Annotated in this window: 16 protein-coding genes; 6 read left to right on the top strand and 10 right to left on the bottom strand. The window is 73.4% G+C overall.

The features are described from left to right. Nucleotides 1-116: 116 nt before the first annotated feature. From RNC47_RS01140 to RNC47_RS01120, 5 genes are all read right to left on the bottom strand, one after another. Entirely contained in the window at nucleotides 117-899 is a 783-nt protein-coding gene (locus tag RNC47_RS01140) for a DeoR/GlpR family DNA-binding transcription regulator (RefSeq protein WP_311594665.1), read from the bottom strand. Nucleotides 900-933: 34 nt separating this feature from the next. Further along, entirely contained in the window at nucleotides 934-1,980 is a 1,047-nt protein-coding gene (pdxA, locus tag RNC47_RS01135) for a 4-hydroxythreonine-4-phosphate dehydrogenase PdxA (RefSeq protein WP_311594664.1), read from the bottom strand. Then, on the bottom strand, nucleotides 1,977-3,374 hold the full coding sequence (locus RNC47_RS01130) for a four-carbon acid sugar kinase family protein (protein WP_311594663.1): 1,398 nt from the start codon (nucleotides 3,372-3,374) through the stop codon (nucleotides 1,977-1,979). The genes pdxA and RNC47_RS01130 overlap by 4 nt, the downstream gene beginning before the upstream one ends. After that, on the bottom strand, nucleotides 3,371-3,496 hold the full coding sequence (locus RNC47_RS01125; protein WP_311594662.1) for a hypothetical protein: 126 nt from the start codon (nucleotides 3,494-3,496) through the stop codon (nucleotides 3,371-3,373). The genes RNC47_RS01130 and RNC47_RS01125 overlap by 4 nt, the downstream gene beginning before the upstream one ends. A gap of 166 nt (nucleotides 3,497-3,662) precedes the next feature. Then, nucleotides 3,663-4,613, bottom strand: a complete 951-nt coding sequence (locus tag RNC47_RS01120) for a multicopper oxidase domain-containing protein (protein WP_311594661.1) — start codon at nucleotides 4,611-4,613, stop codon at nucleotides 3,663-3,665. Nucleotides 4,614-4,798: 185 nt separating this feature from the next. Here RNC47_RS01120 and RNC47_RS01115 point away from each other — a divergent pair, with 185 nt between their 5' ends. Next, a complete protein-coding gene (locus RNC47_RS01115; protein ID WP_394814682.1) occupies nucleotides 4,799-7,222 on the top strand; it encodes a ThuA domain-containing protein in 2,424 nt (807 codons plus the stop codon). Nucleotides 7,223-7,255: 33 nt separating this feature from the next. Beyond that, the gene (locus tag RNC47_RS01110) at nucleotides 7,256-9,235 is read left to right on the top strand and encodes an OmpL47-type beta-barrel domain-containing protein (protein ID WP_311594660.1); all 1,980 of its coding nucleotides are present in this window, start codon (nucleotides 7,256-7,258) and stop codon (nucleotides 9,233-9,235) included. Between the two features lie 80 nt (nucleotides 9,236-9,315). On the opposite strand, the gene RNC47_RS01105 is transcribed toward RNC47_RS01110, so the two are convergent. The 3 genes from RNC47_RS01105 to RNC47_RS01095 are packed head-to-tail and all read right to left on the bottom strand — an operon-like array spanning nucleotide 9,316 to nucleotide 10,931. Then, complete coding sequence (locus RNC47_RS01105; RefSeq protein WP_311594659.1) at nucleotides 9,316-9,588, bottom strand: SpoIIE family protein phosphatase; 273 nt, start codon at nucleotides 9,586-9,588, stop codon at nucleotides 9,316-9,318. A gap of 42 nt (nucleotides 9,589-9,630) precedes the next feature. Then, nucleotides 9,631-10,464, bottom strand: a complete 834-nt coding sequence (locus tag RNC47_RS01100) for an MOSC domain-containing protein (RefSeq protein ID WP_311594658.1) — start codon at nucleotides 10,462-10,464, stop codon at nucleotides 9,631-9,633. Next, nucleotides 10,461-10,931: an SRPBCC family protein gene (locus tag RNC47_RS01095; RefSeq protein WP_311594657.1), complete on the bottom strand. Its 471-nt coding sequence runs from the start codon at nucleotides 10,929-10,931 to the stop codon at nucleotides 10,461-10,463. The genes RNC47_RS01100 and RNC47_RS01095 overlap by 4 nt, the downstream gene beginning before the upstream one ends. A 106-nt stretch (nucleotides 10,932-11,037) precedes the next feature. On the opposite strand from RNC47_RS01095, the gene RNC47_RS01090 reads away from it, so the two are divergent. Then, nucleotides 11,038-11,829: an SDR family NAD(P)-dependent oxidoreductase gene (locus RNC47_RS01090; RefSeq protein WP_311594656.1), complete on the top strand. Its 792-nt coding sequence runs from the start codon at nucleotides 11,038-11,040 to the stop codon at nucleotides 11,827-11,829. Nucleotides 11,830-11,883: 54 nt separating this feature from the next. Here the strand turns inward: RNC47_RS01090 and RNC47_RS01085 are convergent, their stop codons facing one another. Together RNC47_RS01085 and RNC47_RS01080 are read right to left on the bottom strand one after the other, a co-directional pair. Then, the gene (locus tag RNC47_RS01085; RefSeq protein WP_311594655.1) at nucleotides 11,884-15,021 is read right to left on the bottom strand and encodes a ThuA domain-containing protein; all 3,138 of its coding nucleotides are present in this window, start codon (nucleotides 15,019-15,021) and stop codon (nucleotides 11,884-11,886) included. A gap of 120 nt (nucleotides 15,022-15,141) precedes the next feature. Beyond that, entirely contained in the window at nucleotides 15,142-15,903 is a 762-nt protein-coding gene (locus RNC47_RS01080; RefSeq protein ID WP_311594654.1) for a sulfite exporter TauE/SafE family protein, read from the bottom strand. A gap of 83 nt (nucleotides 15,904-15,986) precedes the next feature. On the opposite strand from RNC47_RS01080, the gene RNC47_RS01075 reads away from it, so the two are divergent. The 3 genes from RNC47_RS01075 (at nucleotide 15,987) to RNC47_RS01065 (ending at nucleotide 19,971) form a co-directional block, all read left to right on the top strand. Further along, nucleotides 15,987-16,901, top strand: coding sequence for a LysR family transcriptional regulator (locus RNC47_RS01075; protein ID WP_311594653.1), 915 nt, complete (start codon nucleotides 15,987-15,989; stop codon nucleotides 16,899-16,901). Between the two features lie 124 nt (nucleotides 16,902-17,025). Next, nucleotides 17,026-18,699 carry a serine/threonine-protein kinase gene (locus tag RNC47_RS01070; protein ID WP_311594652.1) on the top strand — a complete coding sequence of 558 codons (1,674 nt, stop codon included), beginning with the start codon at nucleotides 17,026-17,028 and terminating at the stop codon, nucleotides 18,697-18,699. A gap of 78 nt (nucleotides 18,700-18,777) precedes the next feature. After that, complete coding sequence (locus RNC47_RS01065; RefSeq protein WP_311594651.1) at nucleotides 18,778-19,971, top strand: RtcB family protein; 1,194 nt, start codon at nucleotides 18,778-18,780, stop codon at nucleotides 19,969-19,971. Nucleotides 19,972-20,037 lie beyond the last annotated feature (66 nt).

Genomic DNA, 20,037 nt, shown 5'->3' with positions numbered 1-20,037 from the left:
CGACGTCGTGCCGACGTGAGGGGATCGCTCCGTCCGCGGCGGGCGTGGTGCCGCCGCCCTGGGATCAACGCACGTTCGCCACCGTAACGGTGTCGGCGGCCGGGCGGTAGGCCCGGTCACCCCGCGACGCGGAGTGTGACGCCGGCCGCCGCGCAGCGGGCCCGGAGGTCGTCGGGGGCGGCGGCGTCGGTCACCAGGGTCCAGCCGGCGGGGAGTCGGGCCCAGGCGGGGGCGTCGCCGACGGCGAGCTTGCTGGCGTCGGCCAGGACGACGACGCGCCGGGCCCGGGCGGCGACGCGTTCCTTGACCGCGGTCTCCTCCAGGGTGGGTTCGCCCACGCCGCGGGCGGGGTCGACGGCGTCGGCGCCGAGGAAGGCGATCTCGAACGAGAGCCGTTCCAGGGCCAGGTCGACGAGTGGTCCGACCAGGCCGTGGCTGAGCGGCAGGATGCGGCCGCCGAGGATGACCACCTCCCAACCGGGGGCCTCCACCAGGGCGTTGGCCGTCTCCAGGCCGCGGGTGACCGCGAGCCGGCCGCCGTGCTCGGCGGCCAGCGTGCGGGCGAGGGCGGCGCAGGTGGTGCCGGCGTCGACGAACACGGCGCCGGCGGCCGGGACGAGCGAGGCGGCGGCCGCGGCGATGGCCGCCTTGGCCTGGCGGTTGAGCAACGCGCTCTCGGCGACCGGGCGTTCGTGGAACGCCTCGGGGACGACGGCGCCGCCGTAGGTCCTGGCCACCCTGTGGTCCGCGGTGAGCCGGCCCAGGTCGCGGCGGACGGTGGAGGGTGACACGGAGAGGGCGGCGGCGAGTTCCTCCACCTGGGTGGTGCCGTCGCGCAACAGGGCGAGCAGCGCCTCGTGCCGTTGGCGGGTGCCGCGTCGGGTGGTCGGTCGGGTCACCGGTCCTCCGTGTGCTGGGGCGCTGGGGCGCGCCTCAGCGCCCCTGGCCGTAGGTCTCGCGGATCAGCGGCACCGAGGGGCTGTAGTCCACGGCCGCCTGGTAGGCCGAGAGCATTGTGCCGTGGTCCGCCTGCCCGGTGCCGGCGATGTCGAAGGCGGTGCCGTGGTCGACGGAGGTCCGCAGGATCGGCAGGCCGACGGTGACGGAGATGGTGCCGGCGAAGTCGTAGGTCTTGGCGGGGATGTGGCCCTGGTCGTGGAAGTGCGAGAGCACGCCGTCGAAGCGCCCGGTGAGGCCCTGGTGGAAGACGGAGTCGGCGGGCACCGGGCCGGTGACGTCGAGTCCGTCGGCGCGGGCCGCCTCGCAGGCGGGGCCGATGTGGACGATCTCCTCGTCCCCGAAGGCGCCGTTCTCCCCGCCGTGTGGGTTGACGGCGGCGACGGCGAGTCGTGGTCGTGGGGTGCCGAAGACGCGGAGCGCGGTCTCGGCCTCCCGGATGGAGCGGCCCACGCGTTCGCGGGTGAGCTGGTCGAGGGCTTCGCGCAGCGCGACGTGCCGGGTGGTGAAGAAGATTCGCAGGTGGTGTCCGGGAACGGCGGTGTTGCGGACGACGAACATGGTGTCCTGGCGGGTGACGCCGGTGAGTTCGCCGAGCATCTCGGTGTGCCCGAGGTGGGTGGAGCCGGCCTGCCAGATGGCCTCCTTGTTGATGGGGGCGGTGACGACGCCGTCGACGGCGCCGTCCAGGGCGGCGCGGGTGGCGGTCTCGATGGCGGCGACGGCGGCCCGGCCGGCGCGGGCGTCGACGGTGCCCCAGTCGGGGAGCGACCGGCCGAGGACGCCGGTGTCGAGGACGTCGATCACGCCAGGACCGGCGGGTGGGGTGGCGAAGTCGGTGACCTCCCGCACCTCGACGTCGAGGCCGGCGGCGCGGGCGCCCCGGCGCAGCGCCTCGGTGTCGCCGACGGCGATGCCGTGGTGGCCGTCCTGGCCGGCGGCGTCGGCGAGGGTCCTGGCGGTGATCTCGGGGCCGATGCCGGCGGGGTCGCCGAGGGTGAGGGCGAGGACGGGGCTGGTCATGCGGTGCTCCTTGGCTCGGTGGTGGACGGGCGCCGGGCGGCGGGGGGCGGTCCGGGGGGCGCGGCGCGTACCTGGCGGCGGGCGGCCGTGGCCATCCTGCGGAGGTGGGCGACGCAGGCCGCGGTGGTGCCCGCGTCCCCGACGAGTCCGCCCTTGGTGACGACCGGCAGCCCGTTCCACGGGCCGCCGACGAAGGTGCCGGCGACGGCGAGCGGCACCAGTTCCTCCTCGACGTCGAGGCCGACGGCGCCGAGTTCGGCGAGCAGGGCGGCCGAGACGTCGCCGCCGGTGGCGAACAGGCCGTCCACGGGGCGCCGTTCGAGGGCGCGGCGGACGACGGCGGCGAGGGCGGTGGGCAGCCGGGCGGCGTCGGCGGGCGTGGCGTCGACGATGTCGGTGTCGTCGAGCACGGTCGCGAACAGCACGATCCGCTCGGGTCCCGCGGCGGCGATGGCCCGTTCCAGGGCGGCGGCCGTGGCGGGCACGTCGGGGACGGCGCCGGCGCCGGCGGGCACCGGGCGGACGACGTCGACGGGGTGTTCGGCGCGCAGCCGGGCGAGTTGGGCGCGGGTGAGCCGGGTGGTGGAGCCGGAGACGGCGAGGACGGGGGCGCCGGCGGCCCTGGTGGTGAGGCCGAGGGCCCTGGCCAGGGCGAGCGAGCCGGGTCCCGGGTCGACGCCGACCCAGGTGATCCGGTCGCCGCCGGCCGCCGCGGCCGCGGTGGCGACGCGCTCCAGGTGGCCGGTGGTGAGGGCGTCGGCGACGATCACGTCGGCGCCGGCGGCCAGCAGCCGGTCGAGCGTGGCGGTCAGTTGGTCCGGGTCGCCGGTGACCGTGGAGAGCGGGAGCGGGAGGCTGCGCAGCCGGCCGGCCTGGGCGGCGAGCAGCTCGGCGATGTCCGAGGTGGGCAGCGGCGAGCGGGGGTCGCGCGCGAGCTCGGTCTCCTCCAGGCGGACGCCGTCGAGGAGTTGACGGCCCTGGACGGTGTGCCGGCCGGCCCCGGGGTGGGCCGGGGCGCACAGCGCGACGGCGCGGCGGCCGGCGCGTTCCGTGACGGCGCGCAGCGCGGCGGCGGTGGTGGCGCCGATGTTGCCGCGGAGGGTGGAGTCGATGCGGTTGCAGACCAGGGCGGCGGGCCAGCCGGCGTGGATGGCGGCGGTGACCCGTTCGGCCGCCTCGGCGGGCGGCAGGTGGCGGCAGTCGGTGCTCACCACGACGGCGTCGAAGCGGGCGGCGAAGTCGGTGAGCACGTCGGTGCGCCAGGTCGCGCCCGCCGTGACGGCGCGCAGCCCGGCCCGGGCGAAGCCGGCGGCGGTGGCGTTGGCACCGGTCAGGTCGTCGGCGACCACGAGCACACCGCCCGGGTGCTCGGGGCGGTCCTGGTGGGCGGTCACGGGAACAGGCTCCCGACCAGCCGCGGCGGAAGCGAGCCGAGCCACACCGCGCTGGTGGTCCCGGACCGGCCGCGGATGGCGGCGAGGCCGCCCAGGCCGGAGACGAGCAGTTGGAGATCCACGTCGACCCTCCGGACGTTCGCCGAGCAGTCCGGGCATCATGCGTCCGCGAAGATGATCGAAACAAGCATCTTGCGGCAGCGAGTTTGAATGATCGCGCAACTTCTCCGGCGCCCAGGTGCCGACTGTGGTCAACTCCGCAGTCGCGTCACGCGGCCGCGGGGGCGGTCAGCGGTGGAGGGACGGCGGGTCGCCGGGGTAGCTGCCGTCGCGGCTGGTGACGGTGAAGATGCCGGCCATGCCCATGTCGGAGTGGCTCTGCACGTGGCAGTGGTACATCCAGTGGCCCGGGCCCACGTGTTCGCCGGCGATCACCTGGAAGCCGAAGGACTCGGCGGGTCCGGTGATCTTGGTGTCGATGATCCGGCTCGGGTCGTTCTGGTCGACCAGCAGCCCGGTGCGGTTGTCGGCCCACCGGTGCCCGTGCATGTGGAACGTGTGGTAGAACTCGCCGTGCGTGATCATGATGATCTCGCAGCGCTCGCCGATCGTCGCGCGGAAGTTCGGCCCCGCGTGCGGCCGGAGGTTGTTGATCGTCATGTCGTTGAAGACGATGGTGAACTGCCTGTCCGGCAGGATGTCGCCCTGGCGCCTGACGACCAGCGGGCCGTAGAGCCCCTTCTGCAGCCCGACGGTGCCGTGCGGGGTGCCGACGACGTGATCGTGGTAGTGCCAGTAGCCGGCGCTGCCGGGGATCACGGTGCCGTCGGAGCGGACCCCGGGGGCGTGGGAGTTCCAGGTGTAGAGGCGGCTCTCGCCGGGTGGCACGGTGCTGCCGGTGAGCGGCGTGCCGTCGCTGTCGTTGGCGTAGTCCACGCCGTGGACGTGCAGGCTGACCGGCACGTCGAGGGTGTTCACGAGGTCGATCTGCAGGGTGTCGCCCTCGTACATCTCCAGCAGCGGTCCGGGAACCCGCGCCTCGCCGGGCTCCAGGCCGTAGCCGAGCCGCCCGTCGGGGAGCTCCTCGGCGTACATCGTGAACCGTCGGACCTGGGCCGTGCGCGCCGCGGGCAGGGCCTGCGCCTGGGCCGTGCCGAGCGCCGCGAGGCCGGCCGGGGCCAGCGAGGCCGCGGCCGCGCCTCGGGTGAAGGATCGCCGGGAAAACGCTGGTCGCCGCATGCGGTGCCTTCCTCGCTCATCGATGAACGACTGTGACCGACACGTGATCGTATGTGCATGACAAGAGTTTGGCCACTCCCAGGACAAAGTTTGTGCGAACTGGTCCCTAACCATTGGCGGTTCGGCAAAAACCGTCTAGCTTCCTACGGCGTCTCTGCTGTCGCCCGAGAGGGACCTGACACGCCATGAGCCGCACACCACTGCTGTTAGCACTGGCCGTCACCATGACCACCGCGCTGCTCGGCGGAGCACCGGCCGCCGCCGGCTCGGCCGACGGCCTGTCCACCACCGACCCGATGCCGGGCGGTCCCGAAGCCCGGGTGCTGGTCTTCCACGGCGCCGACGCCCCGCCCGAACGGTCCCGGGCCGGCGTCGAGGCCGTCGAGGCGCTCAGCGTCCAGGGGCCGAGCCAGGAGCACTTCGAGGTCGAGACCACCACGGACCCGGCGGTCTTCGACCCGGCCGGGCTGACCGAGTACAACGCCATCGTCTTCCTGTCCCCGGGCAGCACCGTGCTGACCGACCGGCAGGAGTCCGCCCTGCAGAACTACGTGCGCATGGGCGGCGGCTTCGTCGGGCTGCACGACGCGGCCCGCGCCCAGCCGGACTCGACCTGGTTCACCGACCTGATCGGCACCCGCCCCGACCCGGGCAGCCCGCAACAGGCGCAGACCGCCGTCGTGGAGGCCGGCGACCGGGTCAACCCGGCGACCCGGGGCCTGCCGCTGGAGTGGGCCCGCCGCGACGTCTGGTTCAACTGGACGGAGAACCCGAGCGGCGAGGTGCACACCGTGGCCCGGGTCAGGGAGCGCAGCTACACGCCGGGCAGCGGGGCCGAGGGCTGGGACCACCCCATCTCCTGGTGCCGCGACTTCGACGGCGGCCGCTCGTTCTACACCGGCATGGGCGGCACCGAACGGAGCTTCGTCGAGGAGAACTTCCGCAAGCACCTGCGTGGCGCGCTGCTGTGGGCCAGCCGGCTGACCCGCGCCGACTGCCAGGCCACCATCGACGACAACTACCAGGCGGAGCGGATCACCGCGCCCAACCAGCCGGAGGCCCTGGACCAGATCGGCGAGCCACACGGCCTGGACATCGCCGACGACGGCCGCGTCTTCTACATCGGCCGCGGCGGACGCTGGTCGAACGCCCCGGTGGTCACCGACTGGAACGACCCGAACATCGGCCTCGGCCCGGGCACCGTCCACGTCTACGACCCGGACACCGAGGACGTGTCCCTCGCCGCCACGCTGGAGGTCTTCGGCAACAAGGGCGGCGGCGAGGAGTTGGTGAAGAACGAGGAGGGGCTGCTCGGCATCGCGCTCGACCCCGACTTCCTCGACAACAACTGGATCTACCTGCACTGGACGCCGCACTCGGAGATCGACCGCGAGGCACGCGTGGCCGAGCGCCGCGTCTCCCGCTTCACCTTCGACCCCGAGTCCGGCACCATCGACCTGGCCTCGGAACGGACGCTGCTGTCCTGGCCGGTGCAGATCCACAGCTGCTGCCACGCCGGCGGCGGCATGGACTTCGACTCGGACGGCAACCTCTACATCGCCACCGGCGACAACAACTCCTCCGGGTTCAGCGACGGTTACTCCGGGAACAACCCGCAGCCCACCTTCCAGGGCCTGTCCTTCGCCGACGCCAGGCGCACCGCCGGCAACACCAACAACCTCAACGGCAAGATCCTGCGGATCCACCCCGAGGACGACGGCACGTACACCATCCCCGAGGGCAACCTCTTCACCGGCGAGGAGGAGGGCGGCGGCCTGACCCGGCCGGAGATCTACGTGATGGGCGTGCGCAACCCGGCCCGCATCGCCATCGACCCGGAGACCGACTGGCTGTACGCCGGCTGGGTCGGGCCCGACGCCGCCAACCCCAGCACCACCTGGGGACCGGCCAAGTACGACACGTTCGCCGTCATCACCCGGGCCAGCAACCGGGGTTGGCCGTACTGCATGGGCAACAACCAGCCCTACCGGGACCGGAACCTGCCCGACCCCACCCAGCCACTCGGCTGGTACGACTGCGACAACCCGAGGAACGACTCCCCGCACAACGACGGCCTGGTGGAGCTCCCGCCGGTCACCCCCAACAACATCTGGTACTCGCCGCAGGGCGGCGCCCCCGACTACCCGCGCGACGCGAACGGCGTCCCCACCTACCGCGCCCAGGACCAGCGGTTCCTGCTGCCCTGGCTCACCGGCGGCGGCCAGGCCACGATGAACGGCCCGGTCTACCGCTACGACGAGGAGCGGGAGAGCGACGTCGCCTGGCCCGCGTACTGGGACGGCAAGTGGTTCGTCGGCGACTTCTACGACGGCGACCAGCCACGGCACGCCGTGGTGACCGACCCGGGCAACGTGGCCGGCGGCGGCATCCCGGTGCACGCCGAGAGCCTGGACCGGATCATCCCGGTCGGCCAGGGCGGCATCCGCAACCTGATGGACTGGAAGTTCGCCCCCGACGGCTCGCTGTACGTCCTGGACTACGGTCGCGGCTTCTTCAACGCCGACTCCGCCTCGGCGCTGTGGCGCGTCACCTACACCGGCGGACCGCCCACCCCGCTGCCCGACGACCTGCTGGACAACCGATCCTGACCCGCCCTCCGAGACAGAAGGGAGGAACGAGCAATGACACACGGCAGTACACGCGCCGTCGCCGCCGCACGGGCGGCCACCGCACGCCGCCGGCTGGCGGTGCTGCTGGCCCTGTGCCTGGCGGCGCTCGCCCTGGGCACGCTCCCCGGCGCCCGGGCCGACCAACGGCCGGCCGACGGCCGGGACCCGGCCGCCCAGCAGGTGCTCACCTGGACCGCGGACAACGACATCACCCGCTACCTGTCCGCGCCCACCACGGCGGTCGCCGGTGAGGCGACGCTCGTCTTCGAGAACAGCGCGGCCACCGGCAACACCACCGGCATGCCGCACACGCTGACGTTCGACACCTCCAACCCGGAGTACAACAACGACGTCGCCGTGAACATCATGGCCAACCCCAACGACGCCAACGGCGGCCGGTACGAGGTCACGGTCAACCTCTCCCCCGGCACCTACCGCTTCTTCTGCGCCATCCCGGGCCACGGCCAGATGCAGGGCGAACTCGTCGTCACCGAGGGCGGCAGCGGCGAGGACACCACCCCGCCGGAGGCCACGGCCGACGTCGACGGCGAGCGGAACGCCGACGGCGACTACGTCGGCAGCGCCACCGTCACCCTCGCCGCCACGGACGGCGGCTCAGGCGTCGACCGGATCGACTACGCCGTCGACGGCGAGGACTTCACCCCGTACGAGGCGCCGATCGTGCTCAACACGGTCGGCGAGCACACCGTGACCTACCGGGCGACGGACAAGGCGGGCAACGTCTCGGCCGATCAGACGGTGACCGTCCGGGTCGTCGAGCCGTCGGGCGAGGACACCACCCCGCCCGAGGTGACGGCCACCGTCGACGGCGAGCGGAACGCCGACGGCGACTACGTCACCATGGCCACGGTCTCCCTCACCGCGACGGACGACGCCTCAGGCGTGGCCGGCATCGAGTACTCCCTCAACGGCGGCGCCTTCACGCCGTACACCGCGCCCGTCATGGTGCACAGCGTGGGCGACCACACGGTGGGCTACCGGGCCACCGACAACGCCGGCAACTCGTCGGCCACGGAGTCCGTCGCCTTCTCCGTCGTCCCCCCGGACGACCCCGAGGAGCCCGGCGAACCCCCGGCGGACTGCCCCGAGTCCGACGACCGGCCGCTGGTGATGGTCGGCGACGAGGAGACGGGCGTCCCCAACCGCACCGCCCCCGACGGCTGCACCATCAACGAGGTCATCGAGGACGAACGCGGCTGGTCCTCCAAGGGCTCCTTCCTCACCCACGTCCGCACCGTGACCGACCGGCTCTACATCGCCGGGATGATCGACGAGGACGGCCAGACCCGGATCCGGGAGGCCGCCGAACGCTCGGACGTCGGCGAGCCCGGCAACCGGGACGGCTACGAGCGGATCCTCACGGGCACCGAGCAGTCCCTGGACCGCTGGGCGCACGTCGGCGGCGGGGCCTTCGAGCTCAACGACGACGGCTCCGTCACCAGCAGCACCACCGTCCCCGGGATGGGCATGCTGTGGTTCCCCGAGGCGCAGTACGGCGACTTCTCGCTGCGGCTCAAGTTCCGCGACGACGCCCCCGGCGACGCCTCCGCGAACAGCGGGGTCTTCGTCCGCTTCCCCCGGGTGCACAACCACCCCGAGGAGTCCCGCCCCGAGTGGGTCGCCATCAAGTACGGCCACGAGGTGCAGATCTACGACGGCCGCTACGGCGACCAGTACAAGACCGGCTCCGTCTACGGCTTCGACGTGGTCAACCGGGGCGAGGCCATGACGGTGCCCGGCGGGGTCTGGAACGACTACGAGATCCGGGTGATCGACCAGCACTACTGGATCTACCGCAACGGGCTGCTGATCAACGAGTTCGAGAACGCGCCGGGGCAGCTGTTCTCCCCGCCGCGCGCCGACGACCCGGGCACCGACGGGCGGCAGCACGACACGGGGTACATCGGGTTGCAGACCCACGGCACCTCGGACGTGATCTCCTTCCGCGACATCCGCATCCGGTCGCTGTAGCGACCGCCCGAGCCCGACGGGGCCCGTCGCCGGCACCGGCGACGGGCCCCGTCCGTCCGCCGGGTGAGCCCACGCCGCCGCTACCCCGCCGGCTCCCCCGGTCCTGGCAGGTGACCCGCCGCCGGGGCGTCCGTCGGGTGGTGGACGGCCAGGACGGCGGTGTCGTCGTGCAGGTTGCCTCCGGTGTGGGCCAGGACGTCGTCGATGACGGCGTCCACGAGTGCGTCGGGGTCGTCGAAGACGCGGTCGCGCAGGCTGGTCGACGGGTCGTAGCACGTGCCGTGCCCGTCCCTGGCCTCGGTGACGCCGTCGGTGTAGAGCAGCAGGAGGGCTCCCGGCCGCCCGGCGCCCACTCGGCGGAGAAGGCGTACCCCCTGTCGACTCGTCGACGAAGGCTACGGCGCGGCTCGCTCGTGCCGGGTGCCGGCGGTGACGGCGTCGCCGAGCCGGACCCGACCGGCGCGCAGCACGGCGAACTTGGCGCCGAAGGCCACACCGCCCTCCGCCGCGCGGCGGTAACCGGCGAGCGTGCGCAGTGGCTCCGGGCCCGCCCGCCTGCCGGTCTCCTGGTCGACCATGGTCACGGCGCACCGGATGGCGAGCTTGGCGTAGCCGAGTTCGGTCTCGCCGACGGTGAGGTGGCGGACGCGGTCCTCGGTGTGCGGTTCGGGCCAGCCGTCGACGACGATGTTCGGTCGGAAGCGGTCGACGGGCAGCGGCGGTTCGCCCCGGTCGGCCAGCCGCCGGTCCAGCAGGTCGAGGGTGGCGGCGGAGAGCAGGTGGATCGGGCAGCTGTCGGCGTAGCCGGAGGTGCCCGGCGTCAGGCCGTCGGTCACCCGGTGGTGGTCGGGCGGGAGGCGGGCCAGCCGGCTGTGCGCGCCGAGCACCTCGCAGAGCCAGTCGGCGGCCGTCTCCCCCTGGTCGACGCCGCGGAAGGCGGTGCCGAACAGGTCGACCGGGCCCGTCGGGCCGTCGGTGGTGACGGCGACGCTCACCGGTTCGTGTCCCGGCGCACGGAGCGTGAGGCGGTCGCCGTCCGGGGTGATCTCGGGGCGGACGGCGGCCAGGCGCGGATGCCGGCGCTGGGTGCGGGTCACGCCGTCGCCGTCGACGACCACGAAGCTGCGGTCGTGGCGCAGGCCGGCGGGGGTGAGGGGCGCCTCGGTGACCGGTGTCCCGGCGCAGCCCTTGACGGGGTAGTACCAGAGCCCGGTGACGACGGCGGTCATGTCGGGGTCCTCCTCGGTGGACGGGGCGGGACCGGGTGCCGGAGGAGGGCGTCCAGGAGGTGCGCGAAGAGGAGACGGCCGGCCCAGCCGGTGGGCGCGTCGAGCGCGCGGGGCAGCCGGTTGACGCGCACGTCCTCGCGCCAGCCCACGTGGGATCCGCCGTCCTCGGCGTGGACCTCGATCTCGGCCCAACCGAGCACGAACGCGCCACGTTTGTCGAGGCGGCAGAAGCCCCGCCCGGCGGCGGTCGGGGGCTGCCAGGCGGTGACCTCCATCGGGTCGTCGAAGGCGAGCCGGCCGACGCCGGTGCGCGCCACGACCAGGGTGCCGGTCCCGGTCGGTCCCGGCGGGGTGACGGTGACGCGGGTCAGCGGGGCGTGGGTGCCGTGGCGTGGCCAGTTGGTGAGTCGCCGCCACGCCTCGGCGGCCGGCAGCGGCGACCGGCGCACCAGGCGGATGAGAGGCACGGTCGGATGGTAGACGAGGGTGTCGGAACTCGGCCTCGGTGGCGCGAAACACGCTCTGTCGGCACGGGTGGGCGCTCGCTATCGTCGCCCGGTGGGAGGCACCGTGATGCGTATCACTGGAGCGACCGTGTTGGTGACCGGCGCGGCGGGCGGGATCGGCGGCGCGTTGGCGCGCCGGCTCGCGGCCGAGGGGGCCGCGGTGGTGGTCTCGGGCCGCCGGGCGGACGCGCTGGAGCCGTTGGCCGCCGAGCTCGGCGCCCGGGTCGTGGCCGCTGACCTGGCCGATCCCGAGCAGGTGCGGCGGCTGGCGCGGGAGTGCGGGGACGTGGACGTGCTGGTGGCGAACGCGGCGCTGCCGGGCACCGGGGACCTGCTGGAGTACACGCCCGAGCAGATCGACCGGGCGCTGGACGTGAACCTGCGCGCGCCCGTGATGCTGGCCAGGCTGCTGGCGCCGCGCATGGTGGCGGCGGGGCGTGGCCATCTGGTGTTCGTCGGTTCGATGTCGGGTAAGGCGGCGACGCCGCTCTCCTCGATGTACACGGCGTCCAAGTTCGGTCTGCGGGGCTTCGCGCACGGTCTGCGTCTCGACCTGCGGGGCTCGGGGGTGGGCGTCTCGCTCGTGCAGCCGGGCTATGTGCGGGACGCGGGGATGTTCGCGGCGGCCGGCGAACCGACGCCGGTGAGCGTGCCGACGGTCACGCCGGAGCAGGTGGCGGCGGCCGTCGTCGGGGCGGTCGAGGCGGACCGCGGCGAGGTCAACGTGGCGCCGCTGCGGCTGCGGCTGCTGTGCGCGCTGGCCGGCCAGTTCCCGAGCCTGGCCGAGCGCGGTGGGCGCCGGCCGCGCGGCGGGGACGTCGTCCGGCGGATCGCGGAGGCGCAGCGCGACCGACGCTGAACCGCCGGAACGCCCCGGAGTGCCCGGGGCGTTCCAGCCCGGTTCGCCGTCGGGTCAGCTCTCGCTGATGCCGGGGCCGATGAACTCGACCCAGTTGACGTTGAGTTGGCCGGTGGTCTTGACGAAGTAGAGCGGTCCGCCGACCGGTTCGGCGGCGGGGTCGATCGTGGCCGTCACGTCCTGGTAGACCTGCCAGTCACCGGTGGGCGGGACCTGGATGGTCGCCACGGTCGGGCCGGTGTCGGGGTCGCCGGTGCGGACCTCGACGGTGGCGCCGGCCTCCGGGGAGGCGGCGCGCAGGCCGATCTCCTCGATGCCGGTGAGGTTGGTGCGGTCCCAGGCCCACCAGTCGCCGTCCTCCATGTGCCCGATGTTCCGGCCACCGCCGGCGGAGTCGCCGGTGGTCTCCGGCTGGACCCCCGGGACGCCGCCGCCGGGGGCCGACTCGAGGCGGCCCGTCGCGTCGAAGTGCTCGGCCTCGCGGTGCTTGGGCTGGAGGACGAGGACCTCCTGGGTGGTCAGCGGCGGCGCCTCGCCGGCGCCCTGGTCGGTGTAGGTGACCGTCACGGTGCCGAAGATGTTCGCGCCGGTGTGGCCCTCGTCGCCGGGGAGCGGGAAGGTGCCGGCGCAGCCACGGTACTGCTCGTAGCCGTGGGAGTGTTCGTCGTGCCCGAGGGCCGGTTGGACGACGACCTGCTCGCAGTCGAGCTCGCCGTCCTCGGGGTCGCCGCCGGTGACCTGGTAGCGGATGGTGTCGCCGAACTCGAAGAAGCCGCCGTCGGGCGGGGCGGTGATCTCGATGACGGGGGCGGAGTTGCCGGCCGTGATGTCGAGGTTGGACACGGAGCTGCGCCCGTCGGGGTCGGTGACGGTCAGTCGGGCGGTGTACCGGCCGGGCTCGGTGTAGGTGTGGGTGGGCGTCGTGGCGGTGCTGTCCTGGGTGCCGTCGCCGTCGAAGTCCCAGGCGAGGGTGACCGGTTGACCGTCGGGGTCGTGGGACTCCGTGGCGTCGAAGGTGACCTCCAGCGGCAGCGGCCCCGAGGTGCGGCTGGCGTCGAAGCGGGCGAGGGGCGCGCGGTTGCCCTGCACGTAGTCGATCCGGTAGACGCCGGAGTCGGTGTTGTTGCCGCCGAATCCGCTCCCCCACTCGATGAGGTAGAGCGCGCCGTCGGGGCCGAACTGCATGGCGTGCGGGCGGGTGAACGACATGCCGCCGAGCATGCGTGAGACGTCGGCGACGCCGGTGCGGTCCTCGTCGGGCTGGACGGAGAAGAGCCGGCCGTCGTTCCAGTCCGCGAAGACGACCTTGCCGTCGTAGTAGGCCGGCCAGGCGCGCTCGGAGTCCAGGTCGGGGTCGTAGCGGTAGGCGCCGCTCGTCATGGGGGCGCCGCTGGAGCCGATCTCGGGAACGCCGGTGCTGGACGCGCCCATCCACAGCTCGGCCGGGACGGCGGCGGGCAGCCGGGCGCGTCCGGTGTTGTTCGGCGAGTCGTTGACGGGCGCGGCGCAGTCGAACGCCTCGCCCGAGGTGCCGGTGGCGAAGTCGTAGTCGACGTAGGGGGTGTTGTCGCCGACGCAGTAGGGCCAGCCGTAGAACCCGGGGCGGTCGACGATGTTCCACTCGACCCGGCCGTCGGGCCCCCGGTCCGGGTTGGCGCTGCCGGCGTCGGGCCCGTAGTCGGCGACGAAGAGGTGGTCCGTGGTGGGGTCCACGCCGATGCGGAAGGGGTTGCGGAAGCCCATGGCGTAGATCTCGGGGCGGGTGTCCCGCGTGCCCGGCCTGAAGAGGTTGCCCCTCGGGATCGTGTAACCGCCGTTCGGGCGCGGGGTGATGCGCAGCACCTTGCCGTTCAGCACGGCGCTGTTGGCCGAGGTGGCCTGGGCGTCCCAGGCGGCGCGGCCCGCCCGCTCGTCGAGCGGGGCGTAGCCGTCCGAGGCGAACGGGTTGGTGTTGTCGCCGGTCGCGATGTAGAGGTTGCCGTGGCCGTCGAACTCGAGCGCGCCGCCGGCGTGGCAGCACTGCTCACGCTGGACGTCGACCTCGAGCAGCACCTTCTCGCTCGCGAGGTCCAGGGTGTCGTCGCGCCTCACGGTGAAGCGGGAGACGCGGTCGACGGGATCGTCGCCGGCGGGCGAGTAGTAGAGGTAGATCCAGCCGTTCCGCGCGAACCCGGGGTCGAGGGCGAGACCCAGCAGGCCGAACTCCTGGCCGGTGTAGACCGGGAGGGTGGCGGCGGTGACGACGGTCCCGTCGGCGCGCACCACGCGGACGGCGCCGTTGCGGTCGATGTAGAGGACCCGGCCGTCGTCGGCGACGGCCAGTTCCATCGGGTTGCTGGTGTTGTCGTCCAGGGTCACCTTCTCGAAGCTCCCGGTCAGCGACGCCGTGCAGTCGGCGGCCACCACGCCGGCGGCGGAGCGGATGCCGCCGAGCAGGTGGGTCAGGAAGCGGGGGTCGGAGTAGGAGTCCGTGGTGTGGCCCATGCCGGTGTACCAGGCGCGGCCGCCGTCGTAGTTCTGGCACCAGGAGATCGGGTGCTCCGCCCCCATCGAGCCACCGGTGTAGGTGGTCTCGTCGAGGGAGGCGAGGACGTGCACGTCGCCGCGTGGGTTGGCCCGGTAGTTGTACCACTCGTCGTAGCGGTCCCAGCGGACCGGCAGTTCGGCGGTGGACGGGTGCGCGGGGTCCTCGACCTTGACGGTGGCGTCCTGTTGGGCGGGGTGGTTGGCGAAGTAGGCGCCGACCAGGCCGCCGTACCAGGCCCAGTCGTACTCGGTGTCGGAGGCGGCGTGGACGCCGGCGTAGCCGCCGCCGGCGCGGATGTAGCGCTCGAACGCGGCCTGCTGGTCGGCGTCGAGGACGTCGCCGGTGGTGGACAGCCAGACGACGACCTCGTACTGGGCGAGGTCCTGGTCGTTGAAGACGGAGGCGTCCTCGGTGGCGGTGACCTCGAAGCCGTTCTCGGCGCCGAGTTCCTCGATGGCCGCGATACCGGCCTCGATGGAGTCGTGTCGGAAGCCGGAGGTCTTGCTGAACACCAGGGCGCTGAACGACTCGGCGCCGTGTCCTGGATGTGCCGTGGCGGCGCCGGCTCCGAGGAGGGCGCCGATGAGCGTGGCGAGGATCGTGAGGACGGCCAGCGCGGGGCGGCGCCGGGGGCGGGTGTGGGCATGGCGGAACCGAGCTGTCATCACATGCTCTCCCGTGAACAGGTGAGGTGGTGCGCTCCGTGGTTCGAGCTTTTGTCAAACGCGCTGACAAATTAGGAACGGTCGGAGAGGTCGTCAAGCCCTCTCGCGCACAGCGGCGCGTCAGCCCCGCAGGAAGTAGAGGACCGTCATGGCCACGGCGGTGCCGAGGATGACGCCGCGCAGCGGGCCGGCGGGAAGGCGGCGCGCGACATGGGCGCCGCCGAAGCCGCCGGCCACCGCGCCGGCCAGCATGGCGCCCAGCAGCCCCGGGGTGCGCAGGGCGTCGGAGGCCACGAGGAAGAGCACCGTCGCGGTGAGGTAGACCGTCCCCACCTGGGCGACCCGCATCGGGTTGCTGACGGCCGGATCGAGCCCCAGGCCGACGCTCCACAGGGCGAGCATCATGATGCCTACGGCTCCGCCGAAGTATCCGCCGTAGACGGCCAGCAGGAACTGGCCGACCAGGACGGCCCTCGGGCCCAGGGCCGCGGAGCGCCCGAGGGCGGTGGTGAGCGCCCGGGAGAGCCGGCGGCCGAAGGCCAGCAGGAGGGTGGCGAAGGCGAGCAGCCAGGGCACCGCCGCGGCGAACGAGTCCGCGGGCAGCGCCAGCAGCAGGCCGGCGCCGAGGCCGCCCCCGACCACGCTGGTCGTCGTCAGCGCCGCCGTCGAGGTCTCCCCCACCGGGGCCAGCTGGCGCCGGTAGACCCAGACGCTGGCCACCGCGCCCGGCACCAGGGCGATGGTCGACGCGGCGTTGGCCGTCACCGGGGTGAGTCCGACCGCGACCAGCGCGGGCAGCGCGACGAACGTGCCCCCGCCGCCCACGGAGTTCAGCGCCCCGGCGACGACGCCGGCCAACAGGACGATCAGCAGGTCGGACACCGACCGAGCATCGCCCGCCGCCCGAGGGGAGCACAATGCGTTATCGACGAAGCCTGCCTCAGGCACAGCCTTAGGCTGAGGCCATGCGCTACGACCTGGACGACCTCCGGCTCTTCGTGGACATCGTGGCCGAGGGCTCGATCACGGCCGGCGCCCGCCGCAGGCACCTGAGCCTGCCGTCGGCCAGCGCCCGGGTGCGTTCGCTGGAGCAGCAGGCCGGCGTCACGCTGCTGGTCCGCGGCCGGCGTGGCGTGCGGCCCACCCCGGCGGGCATGGCCCTCGCCCGCCACGCCCGCGACGTCCTGACGCGGACCGCCAGGCTCGAGGGCGCCGTCGCCAGCTACACCACCGCCCGGACGACCTCGCTGACCCTGCTGGCCGGCGGCTCCGCGACGCACCGGCTCCTCCCCCACGCCCTGGTCTCCTTCCTCCGCGCGCACCCGGACGTCGACGTCACGGTCTCCGAGAGCCGCACCCCGCGAACCGTGCGGATGCTCGCGGACGGCGAGGCGGACCTGGGGGTCGTCATCGACAACGAGGCCGGCGACAGCGGCCTGCGCGTGGAGTCGCTCGGCGACGACTCCCTCGTGGTGATCGGCCAGGCCGGCGGAGTGCTGGCCGGGCGGACCGCGTTGGCCTACAGCGAGGTCGCCGAGCACCCACTCGTCGGACTGCACGAGGACTCGGCGCTGCGCCGCTGGATCGAGACGAGCGTCGGCCCCCACGCCCCGGCGGTGCGCTACCGCACCAGCGTGGCCAACCTCAGCGTCCTCGTCGCCCTCGTGGCGGCCGGGGTGGGGCTCGCCGTCGTGCCGCGCCGCGCCATCGACTCCGGCCATCCGCTCGACGTGTGCGACCTGCGGGACCCCTGGGCCCGCCGCAGCCTGCTGCTGGCCTGGGGCGCCAAGCCAGGGGCACCGTCGCCCGCCACCGTGGAGCTCGCCGAGCACCTCCGTCGCGCGGCGCGCTCCGAGGGCGGCGAGGACCGTTGGCCGTGAACGCTCAACAGACCTGTAACACTTGCCTGTCCTGGCTCACCGGGCCGCCCCGCGCGTCGGCGGCCGCTCTAGGCTGACGCCCAGTTCGCAGCGGCATCGCGCCACGCACAGGGGGGAACCGGCCATGCAGCCACTCGGCCCGACGGATCCACAGGTCATCGGGGAGTACCGACTGGTCGGCAGGTTGGGCGCCGGGGGCATGGGCAAGGTCTACCTCGCCCGGTCGAGCCGGGGGCGGACCGTCGCCATCAAGCTGGTGCTGCCGGAGCTGGCGCACGAGCCGCAGTTCAGGGAGCGGTTCAGGAACGAGGTGGAGGCCGCGCGGCGCATCGGCGGGCAGTGGACGGCCCCGGTGCTGGACGCCGACATGGCGGCGGACACCCCGTGGGTGGCCACCGGCTACGTGGCCGGGCCCTCGCTGACCGAGGTGGTCAGGGGCGGGCAGCACGGACCGCTGCCGGAACGTTCCGTCCTCGCCCTGGCCAACGGCCTCGCCCGGGCCCTGCGCGACATCCACGCGGCGGGGTTGATCCACCGGGACGTCAAGCCGTCCAACGTGCTGATCACCATCGACGGCCCGCGCGTCATCGACTTCGGCATCGCGCGCGCCGCCGAGGTCACCTCGTCGGCGCTCACCAGGACCGGCGCCGTGGTGGGCTCCCCCGGCTTCATGTCGCCCGAGCAGTGCCGGGGCGACCGCCTGACGCCGGCCTCCGACGTGTTCTGCCTCGGCTCGGTGCTGGCCTTCGCGGCGACCGGGCGGTCGCCGTTCGGCGGCCCCGAGAGCGCCGTGCACGTGCTGATGCTCCGCATCCTGCAGGACGAGAAGGACCTCTCCGGGGTGGGCGACGGGCTGCGGGAACTGGTCACCGGCTGCCTGGCGCCACTGCCGACCGACCGGCCCACGGTGGAACAGATCATCGCGGCCACGGACGAGACCGTGCGGTGGGACGACCAGACCCGGGACCCGTGGCTGCCGGCCGGGCTGCTCGCCGGCCTCGGCCGGCAGGCGGTGGGCCTGCTCGACTCGGAGGAACCGGCGCGCGCGCCCGCCGCGCCGGCGTTCGCCGCTCCGCTGGCCCAGCCACCCGCGCCATACGCCGCGCCGACCGCCGCCGCGTACCCGGCGGCGCCGACCCCGCCGGTCGGCGGCTTCGGCCCGACCACGCCGATGGCACCGACCCCGCCCGGCCGCCGCCGGGGCGGCCTGCTGGCCGCCGCGCTCGTCGGCGTCCTGGCGGTGGGCGGCGTGGTGGGGATCCTCGCGAACGGGGGCTCGGACGCCGGCGACGACCCCTCCGGCGCCTCCCTGGAGGTGTCGGAGACGGAGACGGAAGCCCTCGACCCCGAGGCGATCGAACTGTCGAGCGGCGAGGACCGGACGACGAGCACCGACAGGGCGGAGTACGACTTCCGCGCCGGGCAGGTCGCGCACTTCGACAACGGCATGAACGTCTCGGTGGGGAACTTCGCGCCCTACACGCCCAGCGAGTACGCCGCCGGCATCGGCGAGAACGACGAGACCGTGCAGGTGACGGTCACCGTGGAGAACACCGGCCAGGCCCCCCTCGACCTCGACCTCAGGCTGCGGGGAACCACGGACAGCGGGGCGGAGGCCGACGACATCATCGACAGCTTCGGGGAGCTCATGCCCCCACTGGAGCTGAACGTGTCCCCCGGCGAGACGGCGACCGGCGAGCTCGGCTTCGCGATACCCCCGGGGACCGAGTACGTCGACCTGCTGCTCGACGGCCTCCACACCTACGCCGACACCGCGGTCTTCCGCGTCTACCTCTGAGAAAACCCATTGCCCCCGCCCCCACCCCGTGACCCACAATAGGTGACGGAGAGTCACCGACACGGGGGAGAAATGGCCATGGGATTCACGGAGCTGCCGGGCGCGAAGGTGCCGATCCGCATGTGGGCGGATCCGGCCGGCGTCGAGGACGTCGCCATGCGGCAGTTGCAGAACGTCGCCACGCTGCCGTGGATCCACGGGCTGGCCGTGATGCCCGACGTGCACTACGGGAAGGGCGCCACCGTCGGCTCGGTCATCGCCATGCGCGGCGCGGTGTGCCCGGCGGCGGTGGGGGTGGACATCGGCTGCGGGATGTCGGCGGTGCGCACCTCGCTCACCGCGAACGACCTGCCGGGCGACCTGTCGCGGCTGCGGTCGCGGATCGAGGAGACGATCCCGGTCGGGCGCGCCATGCACGACGAGGCGGTGTCCCCCGGCCGGCTGCACGGGATCGGCACGGCCGGCCTGGACGACCTCTGGTCCCGGTTCGGGCGCGTCGCGGAGGCCGTCGCCTTCCGCCGGGAGCGCGCCGGGAAGCAGCTCGGCACGCTGGGCGGCGGTAACCACTTCATCGAGGTCTGCCTGGACACCGAGGGCGCCGTCTGGCTGATGCTGCACTCCGGTTCGCGGAACATCGGCAAGGAGCTCGCCGAGTTCCACATCGGGGAGGCGCAGCGGCTGCCGCACAACCAGGGCCTGGTCGACCGGGACCTGGCGGTCTTCATCGCGGGCACGCCGCAGATGGCGGCCTACCGGCACGACCTGTTCTGGGCGCAGGAGTACGCGGCGCACAACAGGGCGTTGATGATGGCGCTGCTCCAGGACGTGGTGCGGAAGGAGTTCCGGAAGGCGAAGCCGCGCTTCGACGAGGTCGTCTCGTGTCACCACAACTACGTGGCCGAGGAGCGGTACGAGGGCGTCGACCTGCTCGTCACCCGCAAGGGTGCCATCCGGGCCGGCGCCGGGGAGCTGGGGATCATCCCCGGCTCGATGGGCACCGGCTCGTACATCGTCCGGGGCCTGGGCAACACCGCGTCCTTCCAGTCCGCCTCGCACGGCGCGGGCCGGCGGATGAGTCGGGCGGCGGCCAGGCGGCGGTTCACGGCGCGCGACCTCGTCGAGCAGACGGGCGGCGTGGAGTGCCGCAAGGACAGCGGGGTGGTGGACGAGATCCCGGCCGCCTACAAGCCGATCGAGCAGGTCATCGAGCGGCAGCGGGATCTGGTCGAGGTGGTGGCCCAGCTCAAGCAGGTGGTCTGCGTCAAGGGCTAGCCATTGGTCTAGTCATGACAACCCACTGGGTCTAGTCTGGTCCGCGAGTTTCGATGAGAGCGCTCT

This window comes from Streptomyces millisiae (genome assembly GCF_031845425.1).
GTDB classification, from domain to species: Bacteria; Actinomycetota; Actinomycetes; order Streptomycetales; family Streptomycetaceae; genus Streptomyces; species Streptomyces millisiae.
The sequence above is the reverse complement of the archived record's forward strand: the minus strand, read 5'-3'. Positions and strand labels throughout refer to the sequence as shown.

Bases quoted from the DNA above. Each gene is read 5' to 3' on its own strand.
- RNC47_RS01070 (WP_311594652.1), top strand. From the start codon at position 17,026: ATGCAGCCACTCGGCCCGACGGATCCACAGGTCATCGGGGAGTACCGA.
- pdxA (WP_311594664.1), bottom strand. From the start codon at position 1,980: ATGACCAGCCCCGTCCTCGCCCTCACCCTCGGCGACCCCGCCGGCATC.
- RNC47_RS01115 (WP_394814682.1), top strand. From the start codon at position 4,799: ATGAGCCGCACACCACTGCTGTTAGCACTGGCCGTCACCATGACCACC.
- RNC47_RS01085 (WP_311594655.1), bottom strand. From the start codon at position 15,021: ATGACAGCTCGGTTCCGCCATGCCCACACCCGCCCCCGGCGCCGCCCC.
- RNC47_RS01090 (WP_311594656.1), top strand. From the start codon at position 11,038: ATGCGTATCACTGGAGCGACCGTGTTGGTGACCGGCGCGGCGGGCGGG.
- RNC47_RS01120 (WP_311594661.1), bottom strand. From the start codon at position 4,613: ATGCGGCGACCAGCGTTTTCCCGGCGATCCTTCACCCGAGGCGCGGCC.
- RNC47_RS01110 (WP_311594660.1), top strand. From the start codon at position 7,256: ATGACACACGGCAGTACACGCGCCGTCGCCGCCGCACGGGCGGCCACC.
- RNC47_RS01100 (WP_311594658.1), bottom strand. From the start codon at position 10,464: ATGACCGCCGTCGTCACCGGGCTCTGGTACTACCCCGTCAAGGGCTGC.
- RNC47_RS01065 (WP_311594651.1), top strand. From the start codon at position 18,778: ATGGGATTCACGGAGCTGCCGGGCGCGAAGGTGCCGATCCGCATGTGG.
- RNC47_RS01075 (WP_311594653.1), top strand. From the start codon at position 15,987: ATGCGCTACGACCTGGACGACCTCCGGCTCTTCGTGGACATCGTGGCC.